Source organism: Lysinibacillus sp. UBA6686 (genome assembly GCF_002455205.1).
Lineage (GTDB): Bacteria > Bacillota > Bacilli > Bacillales_A > Planococcaceae > Lysinibacillus > Lysinibacillus pakistanensis.
In genome coordinates, this window is record NZ_DKJS01000051.1 from 70,228 (window position 1) to 93,663 (window position 23,436).

Genomic DNA, 23,436 nt, shown 5'->3' on the forward strand with positions numbered 1-23,436 from the left:
CAAATAGAAAGCGATTACAGACAGTATTTTTCCAAGATGTGCACTTTCAAACATATAGAAATCAAAAAAAATCATTATTCTTTTCTTTTTTATTGGTAGGCGAATGATCAAAAAAAGGCTGTAGAAATTTTCCTACAGCCTCTCTAATTAATTATTTAACAATAATTTTTCCAACTCATCTAAACGTTCTTCAAATACTTTACATGCATCATCAATTGGTTTTGCCACGTTCATATCAACACCTGCCGCCTTTAATACCTCAATTGGGAAGTCAGAGCAACCTGCTTTTAAGAAGTTATTAATATAACGTTCAACAGCAGGTGCCCCTTCTTCTAAAATTTGTTTGCTTAATGCCGTAGCTGCTGATTTTCCTGTAGCATATTGATAAACATAATAATTGTAGTAAAAATGTGGGATACGTGCCCATTCTAAGCCGATTTCCTCATCTAAAGCAATATCCTCACCAAAGTATTGTTTATTTAAATCATAGTAAACCTCTGTTAAACGATCTGCCGTTAAAGATTCACCATTCTTATCCATTTGATGAATGCGATGCTCAAACTCTGCAAACATTGTCTGTCTGAAAACAGTACTTCTAAAGCCATCTAACCAATGATTTAATAAATATATTTTTTGTTGTGGATCTTCAATAGTCTTCAGTAAATAATCATTCAATAACTCCTCATTACATGTTGAAGCTACTTCCGCCACGAAAATGGAATAATCTCCATAGACAAAGGGTTGATTGTTACGTGAATAATAACTGTGTACACTATGACCAAATTCATGAGCTAGGGTGAAGAGGTTATTCACATTGTCCTGCCAATTCATTAATATATATGGGTTTGTTCCATATGCACCCGATGAGTAGGCACCACTGCGTTTCCCTTTGTTTTCTAAAACATCTACCCAGCGATTATCAAAACCACTCTGTACAATGCTTTGATACTCCTCACCAAGTGGTGCTAAAGCTTTCACTAAAATATCCTTGGCTTCATCATAAGTGACCTTCATCTCTACTTCCTTAACAAGAGGTACAAATAAATCCCACATATGCAACTCATCAACGCCTAATAGCTTTTTACGTAATGAAATATAACGTTGCATAGCTGGTAAATGTTTATGGATTGTTTCCACTAATTGATCATAAACATTTTCTGGAATAAAGTTATTGGACATTGCTGCCTCACGAGCAGAATCATAGTTTCGAATGCGTGCATTGACATTGTGTTTTTTCACATTCCCAGTTAATGTTGCAGAAAATGTATTTTTAAAATTACCATACGTTTCGTACATTGCTTTAAAAGCATTTTCTCGAACTGAGCGATCTTTACTTTCTAAAAACTTAATATAATTTCCATGTGTAAGCTGAACCTCTTCTCCATCTTCATTTTTCACTTTAGGGAAAACTAAATCAGCATTGTTTAACATCCCAAATGTATTTGAAGCTGTACCTGTTACCTCAGTCATTTGTGCCAGTAATGCTTCCTGTTCCGCCGGCAAAATATGAGGACGAGCCATCGTTATCTCTTTTAAGGATTGTTTATATAGTTGTAGGTCTTTATTTTCCTTTAGATATTGTTCTATTGTTTCTTCACTTAATGATAAAATCTCAGGTGTTAAAAACGATAGGGCAGCTGAGATACTAGTCGCTAGTGTTTGAATACGACTATTCATATCTTGATAGACGCTGTTTGTTGTGTCTTGGTCATAACGCATATGGGCATAAGTGTAAAGCTTCATTGCTCGTTCATAAATCTGGTCATGATAAGATAATACTGCTAATAAAGCATCTGCTCCATTTTTTAACGTACCTGCATAGCTAGATGCTTTCTTGGCAATTTCCGCGACTTCCTTAAACTCTTCTTCCCAAAGAGCGTCAGTTGCAAATATGTCTTCCAAACGCCAAGTTAGCTCTTCTGGAACTTCATTTCTTACTAAAACTTTGTTACTAGCCATGTGCCAGCCCCCTTATTATGTGAGTTTTTCCTATACTCTCATATTTTCTCAGTATATTGTGGCAATTGCAAATAAATGTGCATACACATGCTCACATATATCTGGAATATTATGGTTTTGATAATTTTTCGCAAATATGGCTCCATAATTTTGAATAGCCTTCACTGCTTGATCTGTAATATCCATATTTTGTTCACTTAAAAAATATCGAATTTCGCTTTTATTTAGTTCATGGGGCAATTGCTGAATACCCCGGCAAAAATAATGTAAAATGGTTTGCCATTCGAGAGAGAACATTGGAATTGCTTCACTAGCTTTTACAGGTATACCTACGTAATCAGGCATAGCAGTAAGAGTAAAACCTAATTCATAGCAACTACGTAAAAATGCATCCTGTACACCCTTATGATTATGTAGTAGCCGCTGATAGGCAAATTGCCGACAGTATCTTTTATAAAGCTGCCAATATAGCCTGAATTCTTCTATTGTAATCACTACAGGCTCATAAAATGGAAAGTGCTGCTTATTAGTAGTTATTTCTTGAACTTTTCCTATAAAAGTATGTCCATAAACAGGCAAAAGATTCGTCCAATAAATAAATCTAGCCGTTTTTGCATCATAGGTTATTAAATAGGGCTGGTCTTGCGCTGTATACGCAATTACTTTTTGCAAAATAGGGGAAATGTTGAGCTTTTGAATGCCTTGTAGAGATGAATTTTTTAGAGGTGTCTGAAAAAGCCATAATACCTGAATAGCATTTTTCTTATATCCCAATGTACGTGATAACCATTTTTCATGAGTGATTGTGCTACATTGAAATTCAATAGCAACCTGCCTTCGATCACTCGTTACAAGTAAATCTGGCCGCTGCGAAAGCTTTTTTAAATAAGGCTCTAGCATTACTGTATGCCCTATCTTTTTTAGCCATTCGAATAATTGTAGTTTTCCTTGCAAGTGAAGTTGTGACTCACCCTCGGCAAATAACTGGGCACAGTTATTTTTTGATTGATGAGCAAAATGAGGGATATTATATTTACCGATTTTAAGGTGAACAGGATGCTGACATTGTGGGCAATAAAATTTCATAAATCGCCTATATCTTTGCAAATCTTCCCTCGTATATTGATATGGGAGAAAAAGCTGCCGCTCCTCATTATAGGCAATTAACATAAAATCGTCTCCTTTTTGCCTAATTGTAAGGAAGTACTTATCTAGCAACAACTATTTAACGGCTTTTTCTTGAAATTTAAAAATTAAACTCAAAAAAGACTGTAAACAACTTGATTGAATCAAGGGTTTACAGCCTAAAAGGTAAATTATTTAATGAAAGTATTTGCGCACTGTTTCAAAGCAATTAAATTCCATAATTTTTTCACCGTATTCCTCTAAGCGATGAATTGTGAAATTTGATGGACTTAAAAATTCTTTGATAACAGCATTTCTGTCGTGACGATTTAAATCTTCGTCAGCGTTTACAAAATCAACTACTAGATAGTACCAACCTTCATATTTGAACAATGAGGAATCCACTAATTCGTCTGTCATACGTTTCGCTACAGGGATTAACTCATCAATATCTTTAAATTTATAAACATAAATATCTGTATCCGTAAATAATTCTGACTCATCTATGTCACCAAATTGAGTTAGCTGGCTAAGAAGATCCTCTCCAACTTCATCAAAAGGGGCATACATATCTTTTTGTTCATCAAAATGCGAATGACCATCTAATGTTTCACCGTCTTTTAATATGTGTGCACGTGTGACAATGATTTCCAAGCCTACTTCAGACGCATTGATATGAATCCAAATCGGACCTTCAACATCAAAATAATCATCCGTATTTACTTCATCAATCATATCCCAAAAAAGTTGTTCACCCTTTGCTCGATTGTACCAAATTTCTTCACGACTATTGCCGCGATCCTCTATATCATTGTACGTAATAAAGAGCTTGAGTGTATTTTCATTTACACGTTCGATGTCCACTAGACCTCATCTCCCTTCACTGTCATTTGTCGAAAAACAGTTTTGTTTCATTAGTATGCTTTTATTCATCTTTTTTAACCTTCATACTCCATTTGTTTTTCAACCTTTGACTACACTACAGTAAAACTGTTGAGCAACCGATGAATCGATCAATTTTTATTTCACAGTTGTCTCTAATTCTATTGTATGCTGTTCCGTCATAAAATGAAAAGGATATACACCGTTTCACAGAAGATATTTGAATTATTGAAATTGTAGTAAACTATTTATCTTAAATCAAGTTTAACATACTTTAACGGAAATATATGACTTTTCCCTACTATTTATTATACTTTATATAGAGGATTTTACATAAGTAAAACACAAAAAAATAGATGTCACAATAGGATTTGTAACATCTACTATTTATTCTATGCAGTAAAGGGAAAAATTAGTTCACCATGCGCTGTGCTTCTTGTAATTGATAAGCACGAACCTTACGAGGTAAGAAACGTCGAATTTCATCCTCATTATAGCCAACCTGTAAACGTTTTTCATCTAAAATAATGGGACGGCGTAATAGACCTGGATATTCTTGAATTAATTCATATAAACGTTGCAATGGTAAGCTTTCAACATCTACATTTAATTTTTGGAAAATCTTCGAACGCGTTGAAATAATTTCATCTGTACCATCCTCTGTCATCCGTAAAATTTTTTTAATTTCACTAATGCTTAACGGCTCAGAAAATATATTCCGTTCTGTATATGGAATTTCATGCTCCTCTAACCATGCTTTCGCTTTTCGACAAGACGTACAACTTGGTGAAGTAAATAATGTTACTATCATACTGACACATCCTTCCTTTTAATCGTTATCTATAAACCAGTGTGTTAAATTAGAATTAATGTAATGTAAAACTACATAACCATTATACAGTACTCTATGGTGTTTGAATATAGTTCCAATAAAAAAAAAGACAAACCTTTATCTCGAAATATTCTGTTTATTTATACAGCTTTCATTATAAGAACTTCTTCTTTACATGTCTAACGAACTACTATTAATATTCCCATTTACAAAGCATTTTAAACCTTCCATTTTCCCTTGTTTTTGTTCTCATTTAAAATTTTTAAACGAGAATATTGTCAATTCAGTGTGTACAAATTAGACGTTTATTGCATAATTTTGGTTGCAATTTCTAATAAAAAACATGCTTAGTAAGCATATAATTTTTTTCTGCAAAAAAACACCGCCAAAAGTCTGACTTTACATACTTGCAATTTACTAAGTCTTTATAATATAATTTTTTGCAATACATCAAATAAGTCTTTAGAGAGATGAAAGACTGTTTTTGAATGAAGTAAAAACTTTGACGAAGAGTAGTACATATGCATTTTACACGTTTAGAGAGTCTGTGGTTGCTGTAAACAGATCGTGTAAGCATCTGGAATGGACTTCCGAGTTAGCTTTGCGAACGACTAAGTATGTTTATTAGCAATGCTCGTCCCTTCACGTTACGAAGTAGAGTGGCCTTTAATTGGCAAGCTGGGTGGTACCGCGGATTCAAACATCATTCGTCCCTTCATTAGTAATCTAATGAGGACGCATGATGTTTTTTTATTGAATAAAAAAAGAAGCCTCAGCTAAGTAATTATGTAATAGACAACACTCTGAGGTAATGAATTCAAGGAGGAAATGACATGACAACTATTTTTTCTGGCGTACAGCCAACAGGAATTGTAACCTTAGGGAACTATTTAGGTGCGTTCAAGCAATTTCCTGCATTACAGGATGAGGGCAATGCAATCTACTGTATCGTAGATCAACATGCAATAACAGTGGCACAGGATCCTCAAGAATTACGTCAAAACATCCGTAATCTAGCTGCTACCTATATCGCTACTGGGATTGATCCTAAAAAATCTACACTATTTATTCAATCAGAGGTACCAGCTCATGCACAGGCAGGCTGGATGCTACAATGTGTTGCATCAATTGGAGAGCTTGAACGTATGACCCAATTCAAGGATAAATCTCAAGGTAAGGAGAGTGTATCAGCAGCTCTTTTAACATACCCACCATTAATGGCAGCTGACATACTTCTATATAACACAAATATTGTACCTGTAGGTGATGATCAAAAGCAGCATATTGAGCTTACTCGTGATCTTGCAGAGCGCTTTAACAAACGTTATGGTGACGTTTTAACGATTCCTGAAATCCAATTACCAAAGGCAGGAGCCCGCATTAAATCATTGCAAGAGCCTACGAAAAAAATGAGTAAGTCTGATCCAAATACAAAAGCAACCATTAAGCTTTTAGATACAGCAAAAGATATTGAAAAGAAAATTAAATCGGCTGTCACTGACTCTGATGGTATTGTCGTATTTGACATGGAAAATAAACCTGGTGTTTCTAACCTACTAACAATCGAATCAGCTATTTCAGGCATTGCTATCGAGGATCTTGTAAAAAAATATGAAGGTGTAGGCTATGGTGGATTCAAACAGGGTGTTGCCACAGCAGTTATTGATCACCTGACACCAATTCAAGAGAAGTTCTATCATTTGGTAGAATCTTCCGAATTAGATATTATTTTAGATGAAGGTGCTGAAAAGGCAAATGCTATTGCAAGTGCTACATTAAAACGCATGGAAGAAGCAATGGGCCTTGGCCGTACACGAAAATAAAAATGGGTTTAATGCTTGACCAAATTTAGGGTATACTAATGTTCATACTTTATCTTCTTGGCTAGAAATCTTTTCAATACGAAGATCAAGGACAATAGCTCCTAGCACAATAGCTGATCCTAGAGCTATATAAAATTCTGTTGTATGCATCATAAATTTAAAGACAACGATCCAGGAGTACCCAAGTGTTCGATAATTTAAATACAATATAAGATTCCCTACTGAGAGAATTATTAAACCGTAGCTCATTAAAAATAAAAAAAGACGGAACATGGTCGCAGCATCCTTTCAATTTATTTCTCATTATCATCTATTCGAAAAAAAAGAAAAAAAGACGTCAGCCTTGTAAAATTAGGCTGACGTTTTTTAAAATTTAGTAATTATCCCTCGTATTTTTTAAATAGAAGACTAGCATTATGCCCACCAAAGCCAAGTGAATTACTTATTGCATACACAATGTTTGCTTCTCGAGCTTCATTTGGAACATAGTCTAAATCGCATTCTGGGTCTGGCTCATGTAAATTAATTGTTGGCGGTAAAATACCTTCTTTCAGTGCTAACGCTGTAAAAATAGCTTCAATACCACCAGCAGCACCTAATAAGTGCCCTGTCATCGATTTTGTAGAACTCATTGCTAGTTGATAGGCATGCTCACCAAAGGCTTTTTTTACTGCCTGTGTTTCAAATAAATCATTATAAGGTGTGCTTGTTCCATGTGCATTAATATAATCAACCTGTGAAGGTTCCACGCCTCCATCCGCTAACGCTTGTAGCATTGCACGTGCAGCACCCTCTCCTTCTGGTGCAGGAGCCGTAATATGATGAGCATCTCCTGTTGCACCGTAGCCAAGTACTTCTGCATAGATTTTTGCACCGCGTGCTTTGGCATGCTCGTATTCCTCTAGAATAACAATACCTGCACCCTCACCAATAATAAAACCATCTCGATTTTTATCGAATGGACGGCAAGCTGCTTTTGGATCTGTATTTAAAGATAGTGCTGTATTGGCACAGAAGCCTGCAACAGCCATCGTCACGATCGGTGATTCAGCTCCACCCGAAATCATTACATCTGCGTCACCACGTTCAATTACTTTAAATGCATCACCAATTGAGTTTGTACCAGAAGCACATGCAGTCACTGAGCAAGAGTTAATACCCTTTGCGCCTAAATGTATCGACACTTGACCTGAAGCCATATCTGGAATCATCATCGGAATAAAGAATGGGCTTACACGTCTTGCACCACGCTCTTGGAACGTTAAAAATTGTTGTTCATATGTCTCCATACCACCGATACCAGAGCCAATCCAAACACCTGCACGTGGTGCTAGCTCCTCATCAATTGTTAATTGTGCATCTTCCATTGCCATGATAGACGCTGCAAGGGCATAATGTGTAAAGCGATCCATTTTACGAGCTTCTTTACGATCAATATATTTTTCAATATCAAAGTCTTTCACTTCAGCAGCAATTTTTGCTGCGAAAAGATCCTTATTTAAACGTGTTAATTCGCCAATACCAGATTTTCCAGCTTTAATGTTAGTCCAAGTTTCTTCGATGCTATTTCCTAGTGGTGTAACTGCGCCAATTCCTGTAATTACTACTCGTCGTTTACTCATTGTCTTACTCCCCTCAAGCATTTTTCTTTATTATTTTCCCCATCGCATTGCAACAGCGCCCCATGTTAAACCGCCGCCAAATCCAACAAGTACCAATAAATCATCATCTTTAATCTTACCTGCTTCAAGCTCTTCAACCAAAGAAATGCCAATGGATGCTGCTGAAGTATTACCATATTTATGAATGGTTTTTGACATTTTTTCAGGTGGTAGCTCCAGTCGTTCTCGAGCAGACTCCATAATTCGGATATTTGCCTGATGTGGCACTAAGAAGTCCACATCTTCTTTTGTTAAGCCTGCTTTATCTAGTACATTAACGGCAGACTCACCCATCTGGCGCACAGCAAATTTAAACACTTCTCGACCATTCATGGCAATAGTATCTTGCTGTGTTAAATACAGATTCTTTCCTCCTGTACCATCAGCACCGAGTTCAAATGATAATATGCCTCTACCTTCCGATACGGGGCCAACTATTGCTGCACTCGCTCCGTCACCGAATAACACAGCCGTATTACGATCATTCCAGTCGATAACCTTTGATAGCTTTTCAACACCTACTACTAAGACATATTTATAAGCATTTGCTTCTACAAAATGCTTTGCTGTCACTAAACTATATATAAATCCTGCACAAGCTGCAGCCTGGTCCATCGCTGCTGCATTCACTGCACCAATTTGCTCCTGAACCATACATGCTACACTTGGAAATGTTTGATCTTGTGTTACTGTGGCTACTAGGATTAAACCGATTTCTTCAGGTGTAATACCTGCATTTGCAATAGCCTCTCTTGCTGCAGCAACTGCTAAATCTGAAGTTTCCTGATTGTCTGCGGCAAAATGACGCTCTTCGATCCCTGTTCGAGTTCGAATCCATTCATCTGAAGTATCCATAATTTTTTCTAAATCAAAATTTGTCATAACCTTCTCTGGAACGTATTTGCCTATTCCTATAATACCAGCGTTCATTTAGCAACCCCTCTGCTTTCTTACTATCAATTATTAGTAACTGGTCATAATTATAACTCATAATGAAGGAGGGGTGCAAGATGAATTAAAATTAATGCCCATTGCCCTAATATGAATGGAAGGGACTGGTAGATGTTGGAATGGGGTCTTGATAATAGTGGCTCTCTTTTCTTATATGGGGCGTCTACATTTCTTGTTGAGTAACTTCTCTCTCCACTCTATTTGAATGTGACCCCCACTTATTGAGCACTTGAAATATGTGATGAAGTAACGTACCACACTATGCAAGCAGAACAATCAATACTACTAAAAAAACTCTAAACACTTGTTGTGACAATTTCGCCATGTTTCACAGAAAAGCTTCTTTTTTTTTCGATTTATGTTATGATATGATAATGAATATGTAGTAAAACTTTATAATATAAAAAGTTCGGTTGAGGTGAAATTAATGCAATATATCATAACATTCATATGGTCATTTATACTAGTATCAATGTTAAACTATGTAGTAAGCTCTGTACTTGGTGCACCATTTGATTTTAAATCAGGTGCAATCGTTTCTGTTGTATTCTCCATTTTAATTTTTATTATTGGTGCAATTTTACCAAACGAGCCAACACCAGAAGCGACAGACCATCATTAATTAAAAAACCTGTTTCATTTTACGTGAAACAGGTTTTTTTCTTGTTTATTTTTCAACGACACATTGGCCATCATGCATTCTAACATGCAATGTTTCTCCTGGTAATACCTCACCACGTAGTAATTCCTTCGCTACGGCCGTTTCGATATAACGTTGAACAAAGCGTTTTAATGGTCTTGCACCAAATTGTGCATCTGCACCCTGTTGGACAACCCAGTCAATTACTTCTTGATCCACCAGTAGAGTAATCTCCTGTTCTGCCACTCGTTTGACCAGCTGTTCAACATATTTCCAAGCAATGGCAGTGAAATGTTCATCTGATAGTGCGTGGAACATAATGATATCATCCATACGATTCAACAGCTCTGGTTTAAAGTGCTGACGCAATGCTGCCATCACTAAATTTTCAACTGTTGCATCTCCTTCTTGCGCCTCCATTAAATAATTAGACCCAATATTAGATGTTAAAATCACTACAGTGTTTGTAAAGTTAACCATACGACCCTGGCTATCCGTAATGCGACCATCATCTAAAATTTGCAATAAAATATTTGCTACATCTGGGTGTGCTTTTTCAATTTCATCTAGAAGGACAACAGAATACGGATTACGACGAACAGCCTCTGTTAATTGTCCCCCTTCCTCATAGCCAACATAACCTGGGGGTGCACCTACAAGACGTGATACGCTATGTTTCTCCATGTATTCACTCATATCAATACGAATAAAGTGATCCTCTGAATCAAACAACTGAGCAGCTAAAGCTTTGGCAAGCTCAGTTTTACCAACACCTGTTGGTCCAAGGAATAAAAAGCTACCAATTGGACGATGCGGATCCTTGATACCCGCTCTTGCACGCCATACAGCTTCTGTAACAAGCTGAACAGCATTATCTTGTCCAACGACACGCTCATGCAATGTGTCCTTTAAGCGCAATAACTTTTCACGTTCACCCTCCACTAATTTCATTACGGGTATCCCTGTCCAACGAGAAACAATGGAAGCAATTTCTTCAGCAGTTACTTCTTCACGCAAGATGCGTGATTCCGTACCACTCTCTAATTGTTTCTCCATTTTCTGAATTTCCTTTTCCAAAGTAGGTATTTTCCCATGACGTAATTCAGCAGCTTTATTTAAATCATATTTGCTTTCCGCCTCATCTAAATCACGGCGATATTTGTCTAGTGTTTCACGCTTCTTTTGAATACCATGTAAAGCTTCTTTTTCTGCTTCCCATTGTTTGCGCATGCCTTCTGAGGATTCCTTGAGCTTTGTTAACTCCCCGCGCAATTGCTCTAACCGTTTTTTACTTGCCTCATCTTTTTCTTTACGCAGTGCCTGCTCCTCAATTTCTAGCTGCATAATACGACGTGTCACAGCATCCAATTCCTGTGGCATAGAATCTATTTCAGTTCGGATCATGGCACATGCTTCATCGATTAAATCAATAGCTTTATCTGGTAGAAAACGCTCTGTGATATAACGATTTGAAAGTTCCGCCGCCGCTACAATGGCGCGATCATGGATACGTACCGCATGATGTAGCTCAAAGCGCTCCTTAAGGCCGCGTAAAATAGAAACTGTATCTTCTATTGAAGGCTCACGCACAAGTACTTGCTGGAAGCGTCGCTCTAAAGCTGGATCTTTTTCAATATACATTCGATATTCATCTAATGTTGTGGCACCAATACAATGAAGCTCCCCACGTGCAAGCATTGGTTTCAGCATATTTCCAGCATCCATTGCTCCATCTGTTTTTCCTGCACCTACAATGGTATGAATTTCATCAATAAATAAAATAATCCGTCCTTCAGATTCCTTTACTTCCTTTAAGACGCCCTTTAAGCGCTCTTCAAATTGACCTCGATAGCTTGCTCCAGCAATGAGAGCACTCATATCAAGCTCATACAAGACGCATTCTTTTAAACCCTCAGGGACATCCCCTTTTACAATACGTTGTGCTAATCCCTCAACAATAGCTGTCTTACCGACACCAGGCTCTCCGATTAACACAGGATTATTTTTTGTTTTACGTGTTAAAATACGAATAACATTGCGAATTTCCTCATCACGCCCAATAACAGGGTCCATTTTGCCATTTTTAACTTCTTCAATTAAATTTCGTCCAAATTGCTCTAAGGGCTTTTGGTTATCTGTTTGTTGAAACTGCATAATTAGCACTCCTTTTCAATAATGTTTAGCATAATTTCTATACCCATTTTTTAACTATGTTTGACCTTTTTTGACTAACTTTATTTTACATGAACCTATAAAATATGACAAAGAAAAAGCACTAAAAATTTACACTTAAAAATTGAAATTACGTTATAATAATAGTATGTTTCTTCGTTTTTATATCGAAATCCACCATTCTTTTGTGATAATAGCCAATTATTACAAAAAGAAAGCGATGTGTTGAAGATATGGTATTAATGGATAATATGCATGAGAAAATTCAAGATCTTTTTCAAAAGCATGGAATATTTATTAAAGTAAATAAAGGGAATAAAATTTTTTTAGAGGGTGAACGAGCAAAGGAAATCTACTATATTAAAACGGGTGTTGTGTCAATAAGCCAAGAAACGGAGAGCGGTAAGGAATTAACCATTCGGATATGTGGTCCAGACAGCATTATTGGAGAGGGTTCATTATTTTGTAATCTTTCTTATAATTCTATGACTGCAAAGGTTTTAGAGTCTTCTACGCTATATGTTTTAAGCCGCCAATCGTTAGAGCTCTTATTAGTAGAACAACCTTCTCTTATGGTGGAGTATATGAAGTGGCTACAGGCAGAAAATTTAAAGCATCAAAGTCGTTTACGCGATTTAGTGTTAAATGGTAAAAAAGGCGCTTTATTTTCAACCCTAATTCGACTTTCAAATACCTATGGCAAACGTTTAGAAAATAACACTATTTTTATCGATTGCCCTTTAACCAATACAGAAATTGCAAATTTGTGTGGAACGAGCCGAGAAATGATTAATCGCATGCTCAATGATTTAAAAAAGCATCATATTTTATCTTTTGATAAAGGCTATATTACCATTCACGATTTACAATTTTTAAAGGATGAAATTGCCTGTGAGAATTGTCCATTGCAAATATGCCGTATCGATTAAATCGTTACAAGTTAAATCCCCGCTTACCGTTATAAGCGGGGATTTATTTATCTTCATTCATTTCAGTAGGTGTCCAAACAACTACTGAAATAGTGGAACTCAGTCTAAAAACGCAACGTCCTGTGGCAATTTATCTGTGCGAAAGCAATGCGGCAGCTACAATTATGCCAAGGCGAAATTGATTTATCGAACACCTAACGCCATTTTGGCATAGCGTGACATTTTATCCTTTGACCATGGTGGGTTCCATACAATGTTGACATTTGTTGATTTTACTTCTGGAAGTTCACCTAGAGCTGTATTAACTTGGTCCACAATGACTGGTCCGAGCGGGCACCCCATAGATGTTAATGTCATAGTAACAGTCGCCACACCCTCATCATCTAAATCCACATCATATACTAAACCTAAGTTGACTATATCAATACCAAGCTCAGGGTCAATTACATTCTCTAATGCACCTAACATGCTATCTTTCATATCTTGATCCATTTTATTTCTCCTTTCAGCGTAGTGTTAACCTTATCATAGCAGATGCATCTTATTATGCCAAATGCTGTGCAAGCCATTCAGTCGCTGCTAACATGCCCTCTCGTGACACAGCATGTCCTGCTTTTTTTTCTGCAATAAATTTTAGGTCCTCAGGGTTTGTCTCATAGTATTTGCATAAAGTTAAATAAAAATCATACGTTTCTTTAAAAGGGACGGTTTTATCCTTTTCTCCATGCCAAAAAAGTACTGGGCGACGCGCAAATTTTTCTGGTGTTAGAGTGATATCATAAGTGGCAAGAAGCTCATTCGCCTGCTGTATTTCTTCCTCTGACATTGGCCAATGCATCCCGTTTTTCGCAAACTGCTGTAGCTGGTATTCACCTAATTTTACAAAGCCTGGTGCCCCCATACATACTGCCGCGGTTTGTATCCACTCATAGCGCTTTAAGCAACTAGACGTGACAATTCCTCCCATCGACGTACCAGCAATACCAATTTTATCATGCACTAATAAATGTTTATTCTTTAATCCATTATATAATTGTTCAATCTCATGGATAGAATTTAAAACAATATCCCAGAAATGTATGTTCATTTGCATCTCACTTAGACCCTCACTACGTTCACCATGGAATTTTGCATCCGGTAAAAGGACACGCACCCCTTTTTCGACTAATTGATATGCATAATGTAAGTTATGTTCTTTCGCACTCATAAAACCATGTAAGAAAATTACAACGGGGGTTTCTTCATTCATATCATCATTATGTATATGCAATAACGGAATATTTCCCCACACTTCTTTTTCTACAATCATTTTTGTCACTCCCAACTTTTGTCTCCTCTTTATGTTAGCAAACTTTTTTCACTGTGACAAAATTTTGACGAATGGATAACAAAGAGATACTATTCAAACTATAGGAAAGGGGCAACGAGCTATGAAACCTCATTTAATCGTTTTAGATTTAGACGGTACTTTGTTAACTGATCAACAGCAAATTTCAGCAAAAACAAAAAAAACATTATTCCAGGCTAAGGAACAGGGTCACCAGATTATGATTGCTACTGGTCGACCATATCGTGCAAGTGATATTTACTATCATGAGCTTGGCCTTACAACACCTATCGTAAATTTTAATGGTGCTTACGTTCATCATCCAAAAAATGCTGCATGGCAGACTGTGCATACACCAATCGATTTAGGGGTTGTACATGATGTCGTCGATTCAATTAATACCTATGAATACGAAAATATTATTGCTGAAGTAAAGGATGATATTTACGTGCATACAGAGGATGAGCGAATATTAAATATATTTAATATGGGGAATCCAAAAATTACGCTTGGCGATCTTTATACACACTTATTAGAAAATCCAACAAGCCTTCTGATTCAAGCAAATGAGGTAAACTCAATGATTATACGTGATCATTTGCAGGCTGTACATGCAGAGGTTATTGAGCACCGTCGCTGGGGTGCACCACTTCATATTATTGAGATTGTTCGACGCGGCTTAAATAAAGCAGTAGGAATTGCACATGTGGCTAAGGATTTAGGAATTCCACGTGATCGGATTATCGCATTCGGTGATGAAGATAATGACTTAGAAATGATTGAATATGCTGGAGTAGGTGTAGCAATGGGTAATGGGATTGCGTCCTTAAAAAATATCGCTAATGAAATTACAACATCCAATAATGATGACGGTATTGCTAAATTACTCATTGAACGCTTAAAATTATCATAGTTAGTAAGTTTTCACAAAAACATCTACTGTATAGACCTCATTTATTTGGGCAATGTTAATCTATTTATTAAAATGCTAGTGTTACTCAAATTAAAGTAAAAAAATGTATGTAGGGGGACAAAATGATGAAGATTTTTACTGATAGCGGATGTGATCTACCAAAGTCTTACTACAAAGAAAATGATATCGTTCTGCTACCATTACGAGTGCATTTGAACAACAATGAATATGATGATGTCATGTCGATTGATTCAAAAGAGATTTACAATGCTATTCGTCAAGGTGCTCGCCCAAAAACATCTCAAGTATCACCGGAGCTTTTTCTGAAGCACTTTGAAAATCTAGCAAAAAATGAGGAGGAAGGTATTTATATCGCCTTTTCATCAGAATTATCTGGCACCTATAGTACAGCTGTCATGATTCGCAATCAAGTACAAGAGCAATATCCATCACTTAAATTGGCGATTATTGACTCTAAATGTGCCTCATTGGGTCATGGGCTAGTGATCGAAGAAGCGGTTCGTCTTCGAGACCTAGGAGCTCCATTAGAGGACATCGAAGCTAGAATTACTGCCCTAGCCCCTCAAATAGAGCACCTTTTTACAGTTGAGGATTTAGACTATCTTGCCAAGGGTGGGCGTGTATCAAAGGCAAGTGCTTTTTTAGGTGGGCTTCTAAGTATTAAGCCTATTTTAAATGTAGAAGATGGTAAGCTTGTTCCTATTGAAAAATCGCGTGGGCGCAAAAAAGCAATTGCTCGCATGTTAGAATTAATGCAAGAGCGCGGTGGGAATTTCTCTGAGAAAGTTGTTGGTATTAGCCATAGTGATGATGCTGCCTTTGCAAGCGATGTAAAAGCCGCCATCCAAGAAAGATTTTCTCCTAAAGAAATACAAGTAACTATGATTGGTTCAGCTATCGGTTCCCATGTAGGACCAGGTACAATCGCTATCTTCTTTACGAATAAAAGCTATCATGCTTAAGACAAAAACCCCTTTACACCGAAAAGTTGTGTAGAGGGGTCTTTAATATTATGCATCTTGCTCCTGACGACGGACTTTACCACGTTTAATGATTACAAAGACAAACCCTATAAATATTACCCATACTAATCCAAGTGCTATCATATAGGGAATATTGAATCCTTCATCATTTTTAACCTGATAAATCTCAACCATTTCACGATCTAAAATAACAGGATAAACATCCTTTTCATTAATACGAACCTTTTCCTCATGTAAAATACCATTTAGCATTTTACCTTCGCCTAGCTGGGTTGGTGTTAAATCCACACGCTGTGTTTTCCCCGTATTGTTGACCATGATGACCCACTTCTCTTCATCAGATGTACGTGTAAACACAAGTAAACCATTTTCATTCGTGATAACTTCAAAATCACCTTTACGTAATGTGGCAGATTTATTGCGCAATGATTGGACATTTTTAATATATTTGATAAGTTCTTCATCTGTTTTAAAGTTGAAGATTTGATGCGTATCTGGCTTCGCTTCACCATTCATTGCAATTTCTGTACCATATTGCACAATAGGAGTTCCTGGTAACATAAATAAAGTACCCATTGCCATTTTTAATCGAGTTGGCGGGAACATATTTTCATTTGCAGAATCAAATGTAAAACGATGTGTTTCTAAAGAATCCACCATTATTTGTGTTGGTTTATCACCTGTAAAAGGCTCCATTAGCTTGGACGAATCCATATCAACATTTTTGAAAATATTACGATAAATATCGGCTGTTTCAGGTGAAAAACTTGCATCAAAATTGGCATCACTTGCTTCATTTGAAATGATATAGAGAGACTTTTTTGCATCTTTTAATGCTGCTATAACTTTATCAACGAATGCGGTATCAGCATCTGCAATATTTGTTAAACGAATTCCACCAATATCATATGTAGAGACAAAGTCTGTTGCTGATTTTATAAGTGCTTCTTGCACCTCTTTGTTCGTTAAGTCCCACTGTACTTGCCCATTATTTGTGGAAGCAATCCAATTTTGTTTCGCAGAATCTTTTGCCCACTCATGGTTGGGACTTACATTGTTGAGTGGAAAATCAACCATAATGGCCATATTTTTAGCTTTATAGGCTTCTACAACACTTTGAAATTCTTCCGAAGTTCCAAAATGTCGTTCGATTGTCGAGTAGCTTGTTGGCATTGAACCATCATATTTTTCTGTAGAAAAAATAGGACCAATAGAAACAATCGTATAGCCCATTTCGCCAATGAAATTCAGCTTATCTTGTAAACCTGTAAAATCGCCCCCTGCAAACTTTGAAGGGTCTTGTGTATTTGTATCAAAATCGTTAGTGCCCGAACCATTAAAGAAACGGTCAACGAGTAAATCATAGATGCTTTCTTCTGCAATTGTTCTTGTCGACACTTCATCAGCATGTGCAACTGGTATTGCACTTATTAATGAAGTTGCTAGTAAAAGCGTTGCAGCTGTTGCACTTATCCACTTCTTGAATTTCACTTTCATTCCCTCTCTTTCAAACCAATCCATCGTCATTTTACCAAATAAAACAGTTACGTAGCTATCATTTCAAAATATTTTCCGAAAATGCAAAATGAATTACGACAAAAAGGTGTCAACTTTCCCTTATGAGGTCCTTTAATGGGGAGCTAAGCAGTTTTCTTCCTGGCGGAGCAAATTTTTGGCATACCAAAGCTGTTCTTTACTCTACCCGAGCGTTTTTTCTTTATACCTGAGCAGTTTTTGTCCAACCCGAGCGTTTTTCGATATACCTGAGCAGTTTCCCGTCCAACCTGAGCGATTTTTCGTTATACCTGAGCAGTTTCACATCCAACCCGAGCAATTTTTCGATATACCTGAGCAGTTTCTCGTCCAACCCGAGCGATTTTTCTGCTAAAATTTCTATGATTTTTTACAAAAAATAAAAGTCGGGAAGCGAAAACTTCACGACTTTTCCAAAGATTATGCTAAGAAATCTTGACCCATTGGCAGCTTGAAGCCTAGGAACAATGTGATGAATAGGAATAATGCAAATAAAATCCAGAACATAACTGTTGATTTATTTTTCTTTTGGCGAACTAATACCATTTCCATCATACCGATAACTAAAATACCGCCTAGGAATTTAAAGCCATAAAGCATTCCCATGCCATAATTTCTTCCCTCATTAAAGAGTGCGATACCAGTAATGATAACTAAAATGTAGAATAAACGTAATGTCATATGTAAGCCCTTTGACTTATTGCCCGTAAATGAAGCAATTAAAAAAATGACAATAGCAATTACCCAAGTTGTAATATGCACATGTGTTTGGCTTGTTAAAAAACTCATTTTCTTTCACCTCATATTCTTTTTTCTATCAAATTCTATCCTATCATGGGATGGAAAGGGTTTCAAACATTACAATAGTGTTCACATAATATACTTAAAAATCCGCGGAGAAAAAAACTCACGCGGATTAAAAAAATTATTCAAAATGATTTACTAATGTACCAATGCCCTGAATCGATACTTTTACAGTATCTCCTGCTTGTAAAAATTGAGGCGGATTCATGCCTTTGCCAACACCAGCTGGCGTACCTGTTAATATTACATCACCTGGCTCTAAAGTTACATGTTGAGATAAAATAGATACGAGCGATTCTACAGTGAACATCATATCCTTAGTGGAGCCATTTTGACGCACTTCATCATTTACTTTTGTGACAATTGTTAAATCTTGAGGATTTGGAATTTCATCTTTTGTCACAAGGTATGGTCCAAGTGGGCAAGTTCCATCTAAGCTTTTTCCTAAGAAAAATTGCTTATGTTTTTCTTGTAAATCACGAGCTGTAATATCGTTAGCAATTGTGTAACCAAATACATAATCATATGCTAAGTTTTTCGGTATATTTTTACCACGTTTACCAATAACGACCGCAAGCTCACCTTCATAATCTAGTTTTGAAGAAAGACCTGCATGTATTGAAATTGTTTGACCATCAGCTGCAATTGCTGTTGGAGATTTTGTAAATACCATTAAATCTGTCGGAGCTGCCTCTGCCCCCATTTCTTTTGCATGTTCATCATAGTTTTTACCAACACACATAATATTTTTCGGCGTACGTGGAATTGGTGATAACCATTCTATCACTGTGAATTCACGTTTAAAGCTATCTGCACGATCTGATTTTTCAGCCGCTTCTACTAATTTACGAATCTGTTCAACAAAATCAAAGCCTAACGCAATACCATCCACGATTGAACTTGAAAAAGAAGGGAGAACTTGAAGTTCATTTTGAATAGCGAGTACATCCCATACCGCTTCTTCTTTTTTTACTTTCGGGCCAAAACTAACATGTCCACCTAATTTAAACGATAAAATTTTCATGATTTAAAGAGCTCCTTCTTTTTTCTACATAATACAACAATATGATAGAAATTGCCTTACTTTTGCGATAACAATTTTTATTGTTGTTAATTCTACATACTTTATGCTATTGAAGTAGAAAATACTTAACTTTCATTCAATTTTATTTTATATGTTAATTTACGCCAAATCGCTTCTAAAGGACCTTGCCTCCATTTTGTTAGCCAAATTTCCGCTAGTATCATTTGCACAATTATTATGCCTAGTGCAATTAACACACCGGTTGCAACACTTACTTTCCCATACCACCCAAATCCAAACTGATAAAATAAAATCGTTCCAATAATGGATTGAAGTATGTACATTGTTAACGACATTCGTCCAATTTTCGCGAAGGGAGTTAGAAGCTTTGGAATAACAGGGAGTAAGCAAAGTAATACAATAAGCCCTATATAACCGATAGATAAAATCGGGCCACCTATGTAAACCTTTAAGTAATCGAAAAGATACGTACGCGTAAGCATAACAGGTAAACTCTTCACTAAAATACCAATTGCCAACCCACCTATCGCTAACGCCATCCATAGCCACTTAAGTTCTCTTGCTCTTTCCACTAAACGCCATTTGGACGCTGCTGCACCTAATAGCATGTACGGTAAAATTGTAAATAAAGAGACAAACCACATGCCAATACTCATTTGGATCGATAAATCAGTTAGACGCTGCATAAAGGCATCTACCCAATTCCCCGTACCATAAGCCGTTATTGCCTTCTCAACGGATGTAATATCTAAATATTCATCTACCTTTGTATCAAAATGAATAAATCCTACAACGAGTAACATAAAGGCTTGGAAAACACCAAAAATGATCGCACTGATTGTTACTAACCAAACTGACTGAAGACGCAGTAATAGTAATAAAAACACGCCACAAAAAGCGTACATCATTAAAATATCGCCCCACCAAATTAACAAAGCATGCAGCAATCCAAATACAAATAGTACTGTTAGTCGTCGTAGCCCTATCGTATAAAAATTTTGCTGACGACTCTGTGCTTTTTGCCATTGCATAGCGAGCCCATAGCCAAATAGCATTGCAAATAGGGGATAAAAGCTACTTTGTACATATATATCTAAATTTTGCTGCCAAACGATATCTGATGGTGTTGTAAACCATGATGCCAGGTCAATATATGGCATCGGTAAATAAAAAGCAAACATATTAACGAGTAGGATCCCTAACAAGCTAATACCTCGTAAAATATCTAATGTTGCAATACGCTCCTGCAACATTGTCGGTTTGAAATCCACCACATAACCTCCTCTTTCTTTTTGCCCTGTAGTGAAACAGAGCCACTTCCTACTTGGAAAGCTCTGTTCACTGCAATGGCCATGTTTATGCATGTATGGATCGTTCAATATCAAATAAATACAATACTTTATCACTAATTTGAATCTGAAGAATGGATTCAATTGCTTCACTATAAACCTTTAGCTGAACGCCATATCGATCTAATAATTCCTTCGATAACGCAGGCTCCTTTGCAAAATGTGCTTGAATTCGGTCTGTCTTATAATCTAATAACACCCAATTCCCATTTTCATCCTCAAATAAGCAATCAATTATACCTTGTACAATTTGAGCATCACCATCTTCATCTACTCTACTAATGGTGAACGGCATTTCTCTTCTGAGTTGTCGTGCTTTTTTAAAGCGCTGTCCAATCTCTGTTGTAAAGAAATTAAAAATTTTCTCTGCAGAAACCACTTGTCCCTCAGACTCTGTCAGCAGCTGCCTTGTTACTAAATCAGCAACAAACCTCTGTACCTCTTGGATATTCAGAAAACCATTTTGAGGGATATGCTGCATAACCGTATGAATGGCTGTTCCAATTTCTGCACCTGTGAACTGCTGATGCTGTAAAAAGGATGGTCTTGGTGCAACAGATGTCGATTGCTGCCTAGAAGGTGAAGTAAAATAATATTCAGGCTCATTTTGCCTTTGTAAATTTTCCAAACGTTTTATTTCACTAACAGATGTTTTCGAACGCTTCCTTGTGGATTTTTGAAAAGGATACTGTGCTTGAAAGCGTGTCGTAATTGTTGTTAGCATGGCTTCATCTTCTGGCGTTTCAAGTAATTGTTGTACCTCATTTTCTAGCGCATGTATATCGTACATGTAATGACTAGTTTTAATCGGACGAATCCACCAATGCGAGGCATCTTCCAATGGTTGATAGGGAGTTGTCGCAATCGTTGCAAAATCAGCATGTCTTGCAACTGCAGGACCTATCCAATCAAAGTAGCTATTTGCCCTTGCGCGTAAATACTCCTGCAGCGGGGCATCCAAGGATAGACTTTGTGCATCCTGCCAATTATCACGTATTTTATGCCAATTTTTCACTGAGCCTATTAAGATTAATCGCTCCTTTGCACGTGTCATCGCAACGTACAATACACGCATTTCCTCCGCACGCATTTCAAGCTCCTTTTTCTCCTTCAATGCTAAAAATGGTAAGGATGTATACATAATACGATTGTCTGGATCAATTGCTTTTACAGCAAGACCAAAATCCTGATCGAATAAATAAGGTAGATGGAAATCCATTTTGTTAAATGGTCTGCCCATCCCAGCAACAAACACTACTGGATACTCTAATCCCTTTGAAGAGTGAATCGTAACAAGACGTACAACATCATCTTTTTCTCCGATTGATTTGGCTGTTCCTAGGTCATCGCCACGTGTACGCATTCGATCAATAAAGCGTAAAAAACGAAATAGCCCTCTAAAAGAAGTTTGCTCATACATTAAAGCTCGATCATGTAAAATTCGTAGATTAGCCTGACGCTGTTTGCCATTTGGCATAGCACCTACCATCTCATAATAATGCGTATCTAAGTAAATTTTCCAAATTAGATCGGATAATGAGCCGCGGCGTGCTAAATCTCGCCAGTTTTCAAATGCCAGCATAAAACGTTGAAGCTTCTCAAATGTGACAGATTGTACACCATGCCCTTCACTGCGAATAAATTGCCTTAATGCATCATAAAATGGAGCCTTAGTATCCGCTAACCGGATTTTCGCCAGTTCATTTTCCGTTAAGCCAACAAAGGGGGCACGGAGTACAGAGGCTAAAGGAATATCCTGATAGGGATTATCGACGACCTTCAGTACATTTAGCATAATCATAACCTCTAACGCATCAAAATAACCTTTAGAGGACTCTGCATACAGCGGAATTCCAGCAAGCTTAAATTCCTCCACCAAGTCGGTTGACCAAGTCATGGAACGCATTAAAATCACAATATCACTATATTTTAATGGACGTTCAGTCTTTGTTTTGGTATCGTAAACAGTCGTTCCATCCTCCATCATCTGCCGAATTCGATCAATAATAAATCGAGCCTCATACTGTGAATTTTTTAATTCCTCAAGCTCTGTGGCTTCTTCTGTTGTAGTATCCTCTGACTCTTCATCCAGCTCCTCCTCCAGAGGGGGATGCATGATAACAAGCTCTACCGGCACCTCCCGATCATCATAAGGTGCCGCTGGTTTTAACGAGGCCTTTTCATCATATAAAATTTCTCCAACACGCTCACCCATAATCTGTGCAAAAATATAGTTTGTAGCGTTTAATACCTCTTTCCGACTTCGGAAGTTTGCATTTAAATCAATGCGCATGCCAGTCGTATCAGGAGTCTCCAAAAACTCCCCATATTTGCGCATAAAGAGCTTTGGCTCTGCTAAACGGAAGCGATATATACTTTGCTTAACGTCTCCCACCATAAAGAGATTTCCATCTTGTTCTTCACCTGTTTTCACAAGCTGTAAAATTGTTTCTTGCAGCATATTTGATATGGATAGGTAAGCCTTTG

General features: G+C 37.0%; 20 protein-coding genes and 1 other annotated feature. Of the genes, 5 read left to right on the top strand and 15 right to left on the bottom strand.

Annotated elements, in window-relative coordinates; all coding sequences use genetic code 11:
* Window positions 1-147: 147 nt before the first annotated feature.
* The 4 genes from pepF to spxA form a co-directional block, all read right to left on the bottom strand.
* Window positions 148-1,959 (bottom strand): oligoendopeptidase F, encoded by a 1,812-nt coding sequence (gene pepF, locus B2R82_RS13520; protein ID WP_286925361.1) that lies wholly within the window; start codon window positions 1,957-1,959, stop codon window positions 148-150.
* A 48-nt stretch (window positions 1,960-2,007) separates the two neighbouring features.
* A complete protein-coding gene (locus B2R82_RS13525) occupies window positions 2,008-3,129 on the bottom strand; it encodes a competence protein CoiA (RefSeq protein WP_286925362.1) in 1,122 nt (373 codons plus the stop codon).
* A 150-nt stretch (window positions 3,130-3,279) separates the two neighbouring features.
* Window positions 3,280-3,948: an adaptor protein MecA gene (gene mecA / locus B2R82_RS13530; RefSeq protein WP_286925363.1), complete on the bottom strand. Its 669-nt coding sequence runs from the start codon at window positions 3,946-3,948 to the stop codon at window positions 3,280-3,282.
* Between the two features lie 430 nt (window positions 3,949-4,378).
* Window positions 4,379-4,774 carry a transcriptional regulator SpxA gene (gene spxA, locus B2R82_RS13535; protein ID WP_025116803.1) on the bottom strand — a complete coding sequence of 132 codons (396 nt, stop codon included), beginning with the start codon at window positions 4,772-4,774 and terminating at the stop codon, window positions 4,379-4,381.
* A gap of 517 nt (window positions 4,775-5,291) precedes the next feature.
* Window positions 5,292-5,516, top strand: a binding site (T-box leader).
* 115 nt (window positions 5,517-5,631) lie between these two features.
* Between spxA and trpS the strand changes: the two genes are divergently transcribed.
* Window positions 5,632-6,621, top strand: a complete 990-nt coding sequence (trpS, locus tag B2R82_RS13540; RefSeq protein ID WP_286925364.1) for a tryptophan--tRNA ligase — start codon at window positions 5,632-5,634, stop codon at window positions 6,619-6,621.
* Between the two features lie 42 nt (window positions 6,622-6,663).
* Here trpS and B2R82_RS13545 read toward each other — a convergent pair whose 3' ends face one another.
* From B2R82_RS13545 to B2R82_RS13555, 3 genes are all read right to left on the bottom strand, one after another.
* Window positions 6,664-6,894, bottom strand: coding sequence for a hypothetical protein (locus B2R82_RS13545; protein ID WP_286925365.1), 231 nt, complete (start codon window positions 6,892-6,894; stop codon window positions 6,664-6,666).
* Window positions 6,895-7,001: 107 nt separating this feature from the next.
* Entirely contained in the window at window positions 7,002-8,243 is a 1,242-nt protein-coding gene (gene fabF, locus B2R82_RS13550; protein ID WP_286925366.1) for a beta-ketoacyl-ACP synthase II, read from the bottom strand.
* Window positions 8,244-8,273: 30 nt separating this feature from the next.
* Complete coding sequence (locus B2R82_RS13555) at window positions 8,274-9,212, bottom strand: beta-ketoacyl-ACP synthase III (RefSeq protein WP_286925367.1); 939 nt, start codon at window positions 9,210-9,212, stop codon at window positions 8,274-8,276.
* A 448-nt stretch (window positions 9,213-9,660) separates the two neighbouring features.
* Here B2R82_RS13555 and B2R82_RS13560 point away from each other — a divergent pair, with 448 nt between their 5' ends.
* Window positions 9,661-9,855 carry a YjzD family protein gene (locus B2R82_RS13560; protein ID WP_286925368.1) on the top strand — a complete coding sequence of 65 codons (195 nt, stop codon included), beginning with the start codon at window positions 9,661-9,663 and terminating at the stop codon, window positions 9,853-9,855.
* A 45-nt stretch (window positions 9,856-9,900) separates the two neighbouring features.
* On the opposite strand, the gene B2R82_RS13565 is transcribed toward B2R82_RS13560, so the two are convergent.
* A complete protein-coding gene (locus B2R82_RS13565) occupies window positions 9,901-12,027 on the bottom strand; it encodes an ATP-dependent Clp protease ATP-binding subunit (protein WP_286925369.1) in 2,127 nt (708 codons plus the stop codon).
* A 260-nt stretch (window positions 12,028-12,287) separates the two neighbouring features.
* Here B2R82_RS13565 and B2R82_RS13570 point away from each other — a divergent pair, with 260 nt between their 5' ends.
* Window positions 12,288-12,974 (top strand): Crp/Fnr family transcriptional regulator, encoded by a 687-nt coding sequence (locus B2R82_RS13570; RefSeq protein WP_313373208.1) that lies wholly within the window; start codon window positions 12,288-12,290, stop codon window positions 12,972-12,974.
* A gap of 183 nt (window positions 12,975-13,157) precedes the next feature.
* Here B2R82_RS13570 and B2R82_RS13575 read toward each other — a convergent pair whose 3' ends face one another.
* Together B2R82_RS13575 and B2R82_RS13580 are read right to left on the bottom strand one after the other, a co-directional pair.
* Window positions 13,158-13,466 carry a metal-sulfur cluster assembly factor gene (locus B2R82_RS13575; protein ID WP_103117491.1) on the bottom strand — a complete coding sequence of 103 codons (309 nt, stop codon included), beginning with the start codon at window positions 13,464-13,466 and terminating at the stop codon, window positions 13,158-13,160.
* A 52-nt stretch (window positions 13,467-13,518) separates the two neighbouring features.
* Complete coding sequence (locus tag B2R82_RS13580) at window positions 13,519-14,283, bottom strand: prolyl oligopeptidase family serine peptidase (protein ID WP_286925371.1); 765 nt, start codon at window positions 14,281-14,283, stop codon at window positions 13,519-13,521.
* A 121-nt stretch (window positions 14,284-14,404) separates the two neighbouring features.
* On the opposite strand from B2R82_RS13580, the gene B2R82_RS13585 reads away from it, so the two are divergent.
* A complete protein-coding gene (locus tag B2R82_RS13585; RefSeq protein ID WP_286925372.1) occupies window positions 14,405-15,214 on the top strand; it encodes a Cof-type HAD-IIB family hydrolase in 810 nt (269 codons plus the stop codon).
* A gap of 125 nt (window positions 15,215-15,339) precedes the next feature.
* Window positions 15,340-16,197 (top strand): DegV family protein, encoded by an 858-nt coding sequence (locus tag B2R82_RS13590; protein WP_286925373.1) that lies wholly within the window; start codon window positions 15,340-15,342, stop codon window positions 16,195-16,197.
* A gap of 48 nt (window positions 16,198-16,245) precedes the next feature.
* On the opposite strand, the gene B2R82_RS13595 is transcribed toward B2R82_RS13590, so the two are convergent.
* From B2R82_RS13595 to addA, 5 genes are all read right to left on the bottom strand, one after another.
* Complete coding sequence (locus B2R82_RS13595) at window positions 16,246-17,715, bottom strand: alpha-amylase family glycosyl hydrolase (protein ID WP_286925380.1); 1,470 nt, start codon at window positions 17,713-17,715, stop codon at window positions 16,246-16,248.
* Window positions 17,716-18,171: 456 nt separating this feature from the next.
* Window positions 18,172-18,540, bottom strand: coding sequence for a YisL family protein (locus B2R82_RS13600; protein ID WP_286925374.1), 369 nt, complete (start codon window positions 18,538-18,540; stop codon window positions 18,172-18,174).
* 136 nt (window positions 18,541-18,676) lie between these two features.
* The gene (locus B2R82_RS13605; RefSeq protein ID WP_286925375.1) at window positions 18,677-19,579 is read right to left on the bottom strand and encodes a fumarylacetoacetate hydrolase family protein; all 903 of its coding nucleotides are present in this window, start codon (window positions 19,577-19,579) and stop codon (window positions 18,677-18,679) included.
* 125 nt (window positions 19,580-19,704) lie between these two features.
* Window positions 19,705-20,871 (bottom strand): DUF418 domain-containing protein, encoded by a 1,167-nt coding sequence (locus tag B2R82_RS13610; protein WP_286925376.1) that lies wholly within the window; start codon window positions 20,869-20,871, stop codon window positions 19,705-19,707.
* A gap of 85 nt (window positions 20,872-20,956) precedes the next feature.
* Window positions 20,957-23,436: helicase-exonuclease AddAB subunit AddA (gene addA, locus B2R82_RS13615; RefSeq protein WP_286925377.1), on the bottom strand; the 2,480-nt coding region annotated here is incomplete at its 5' end.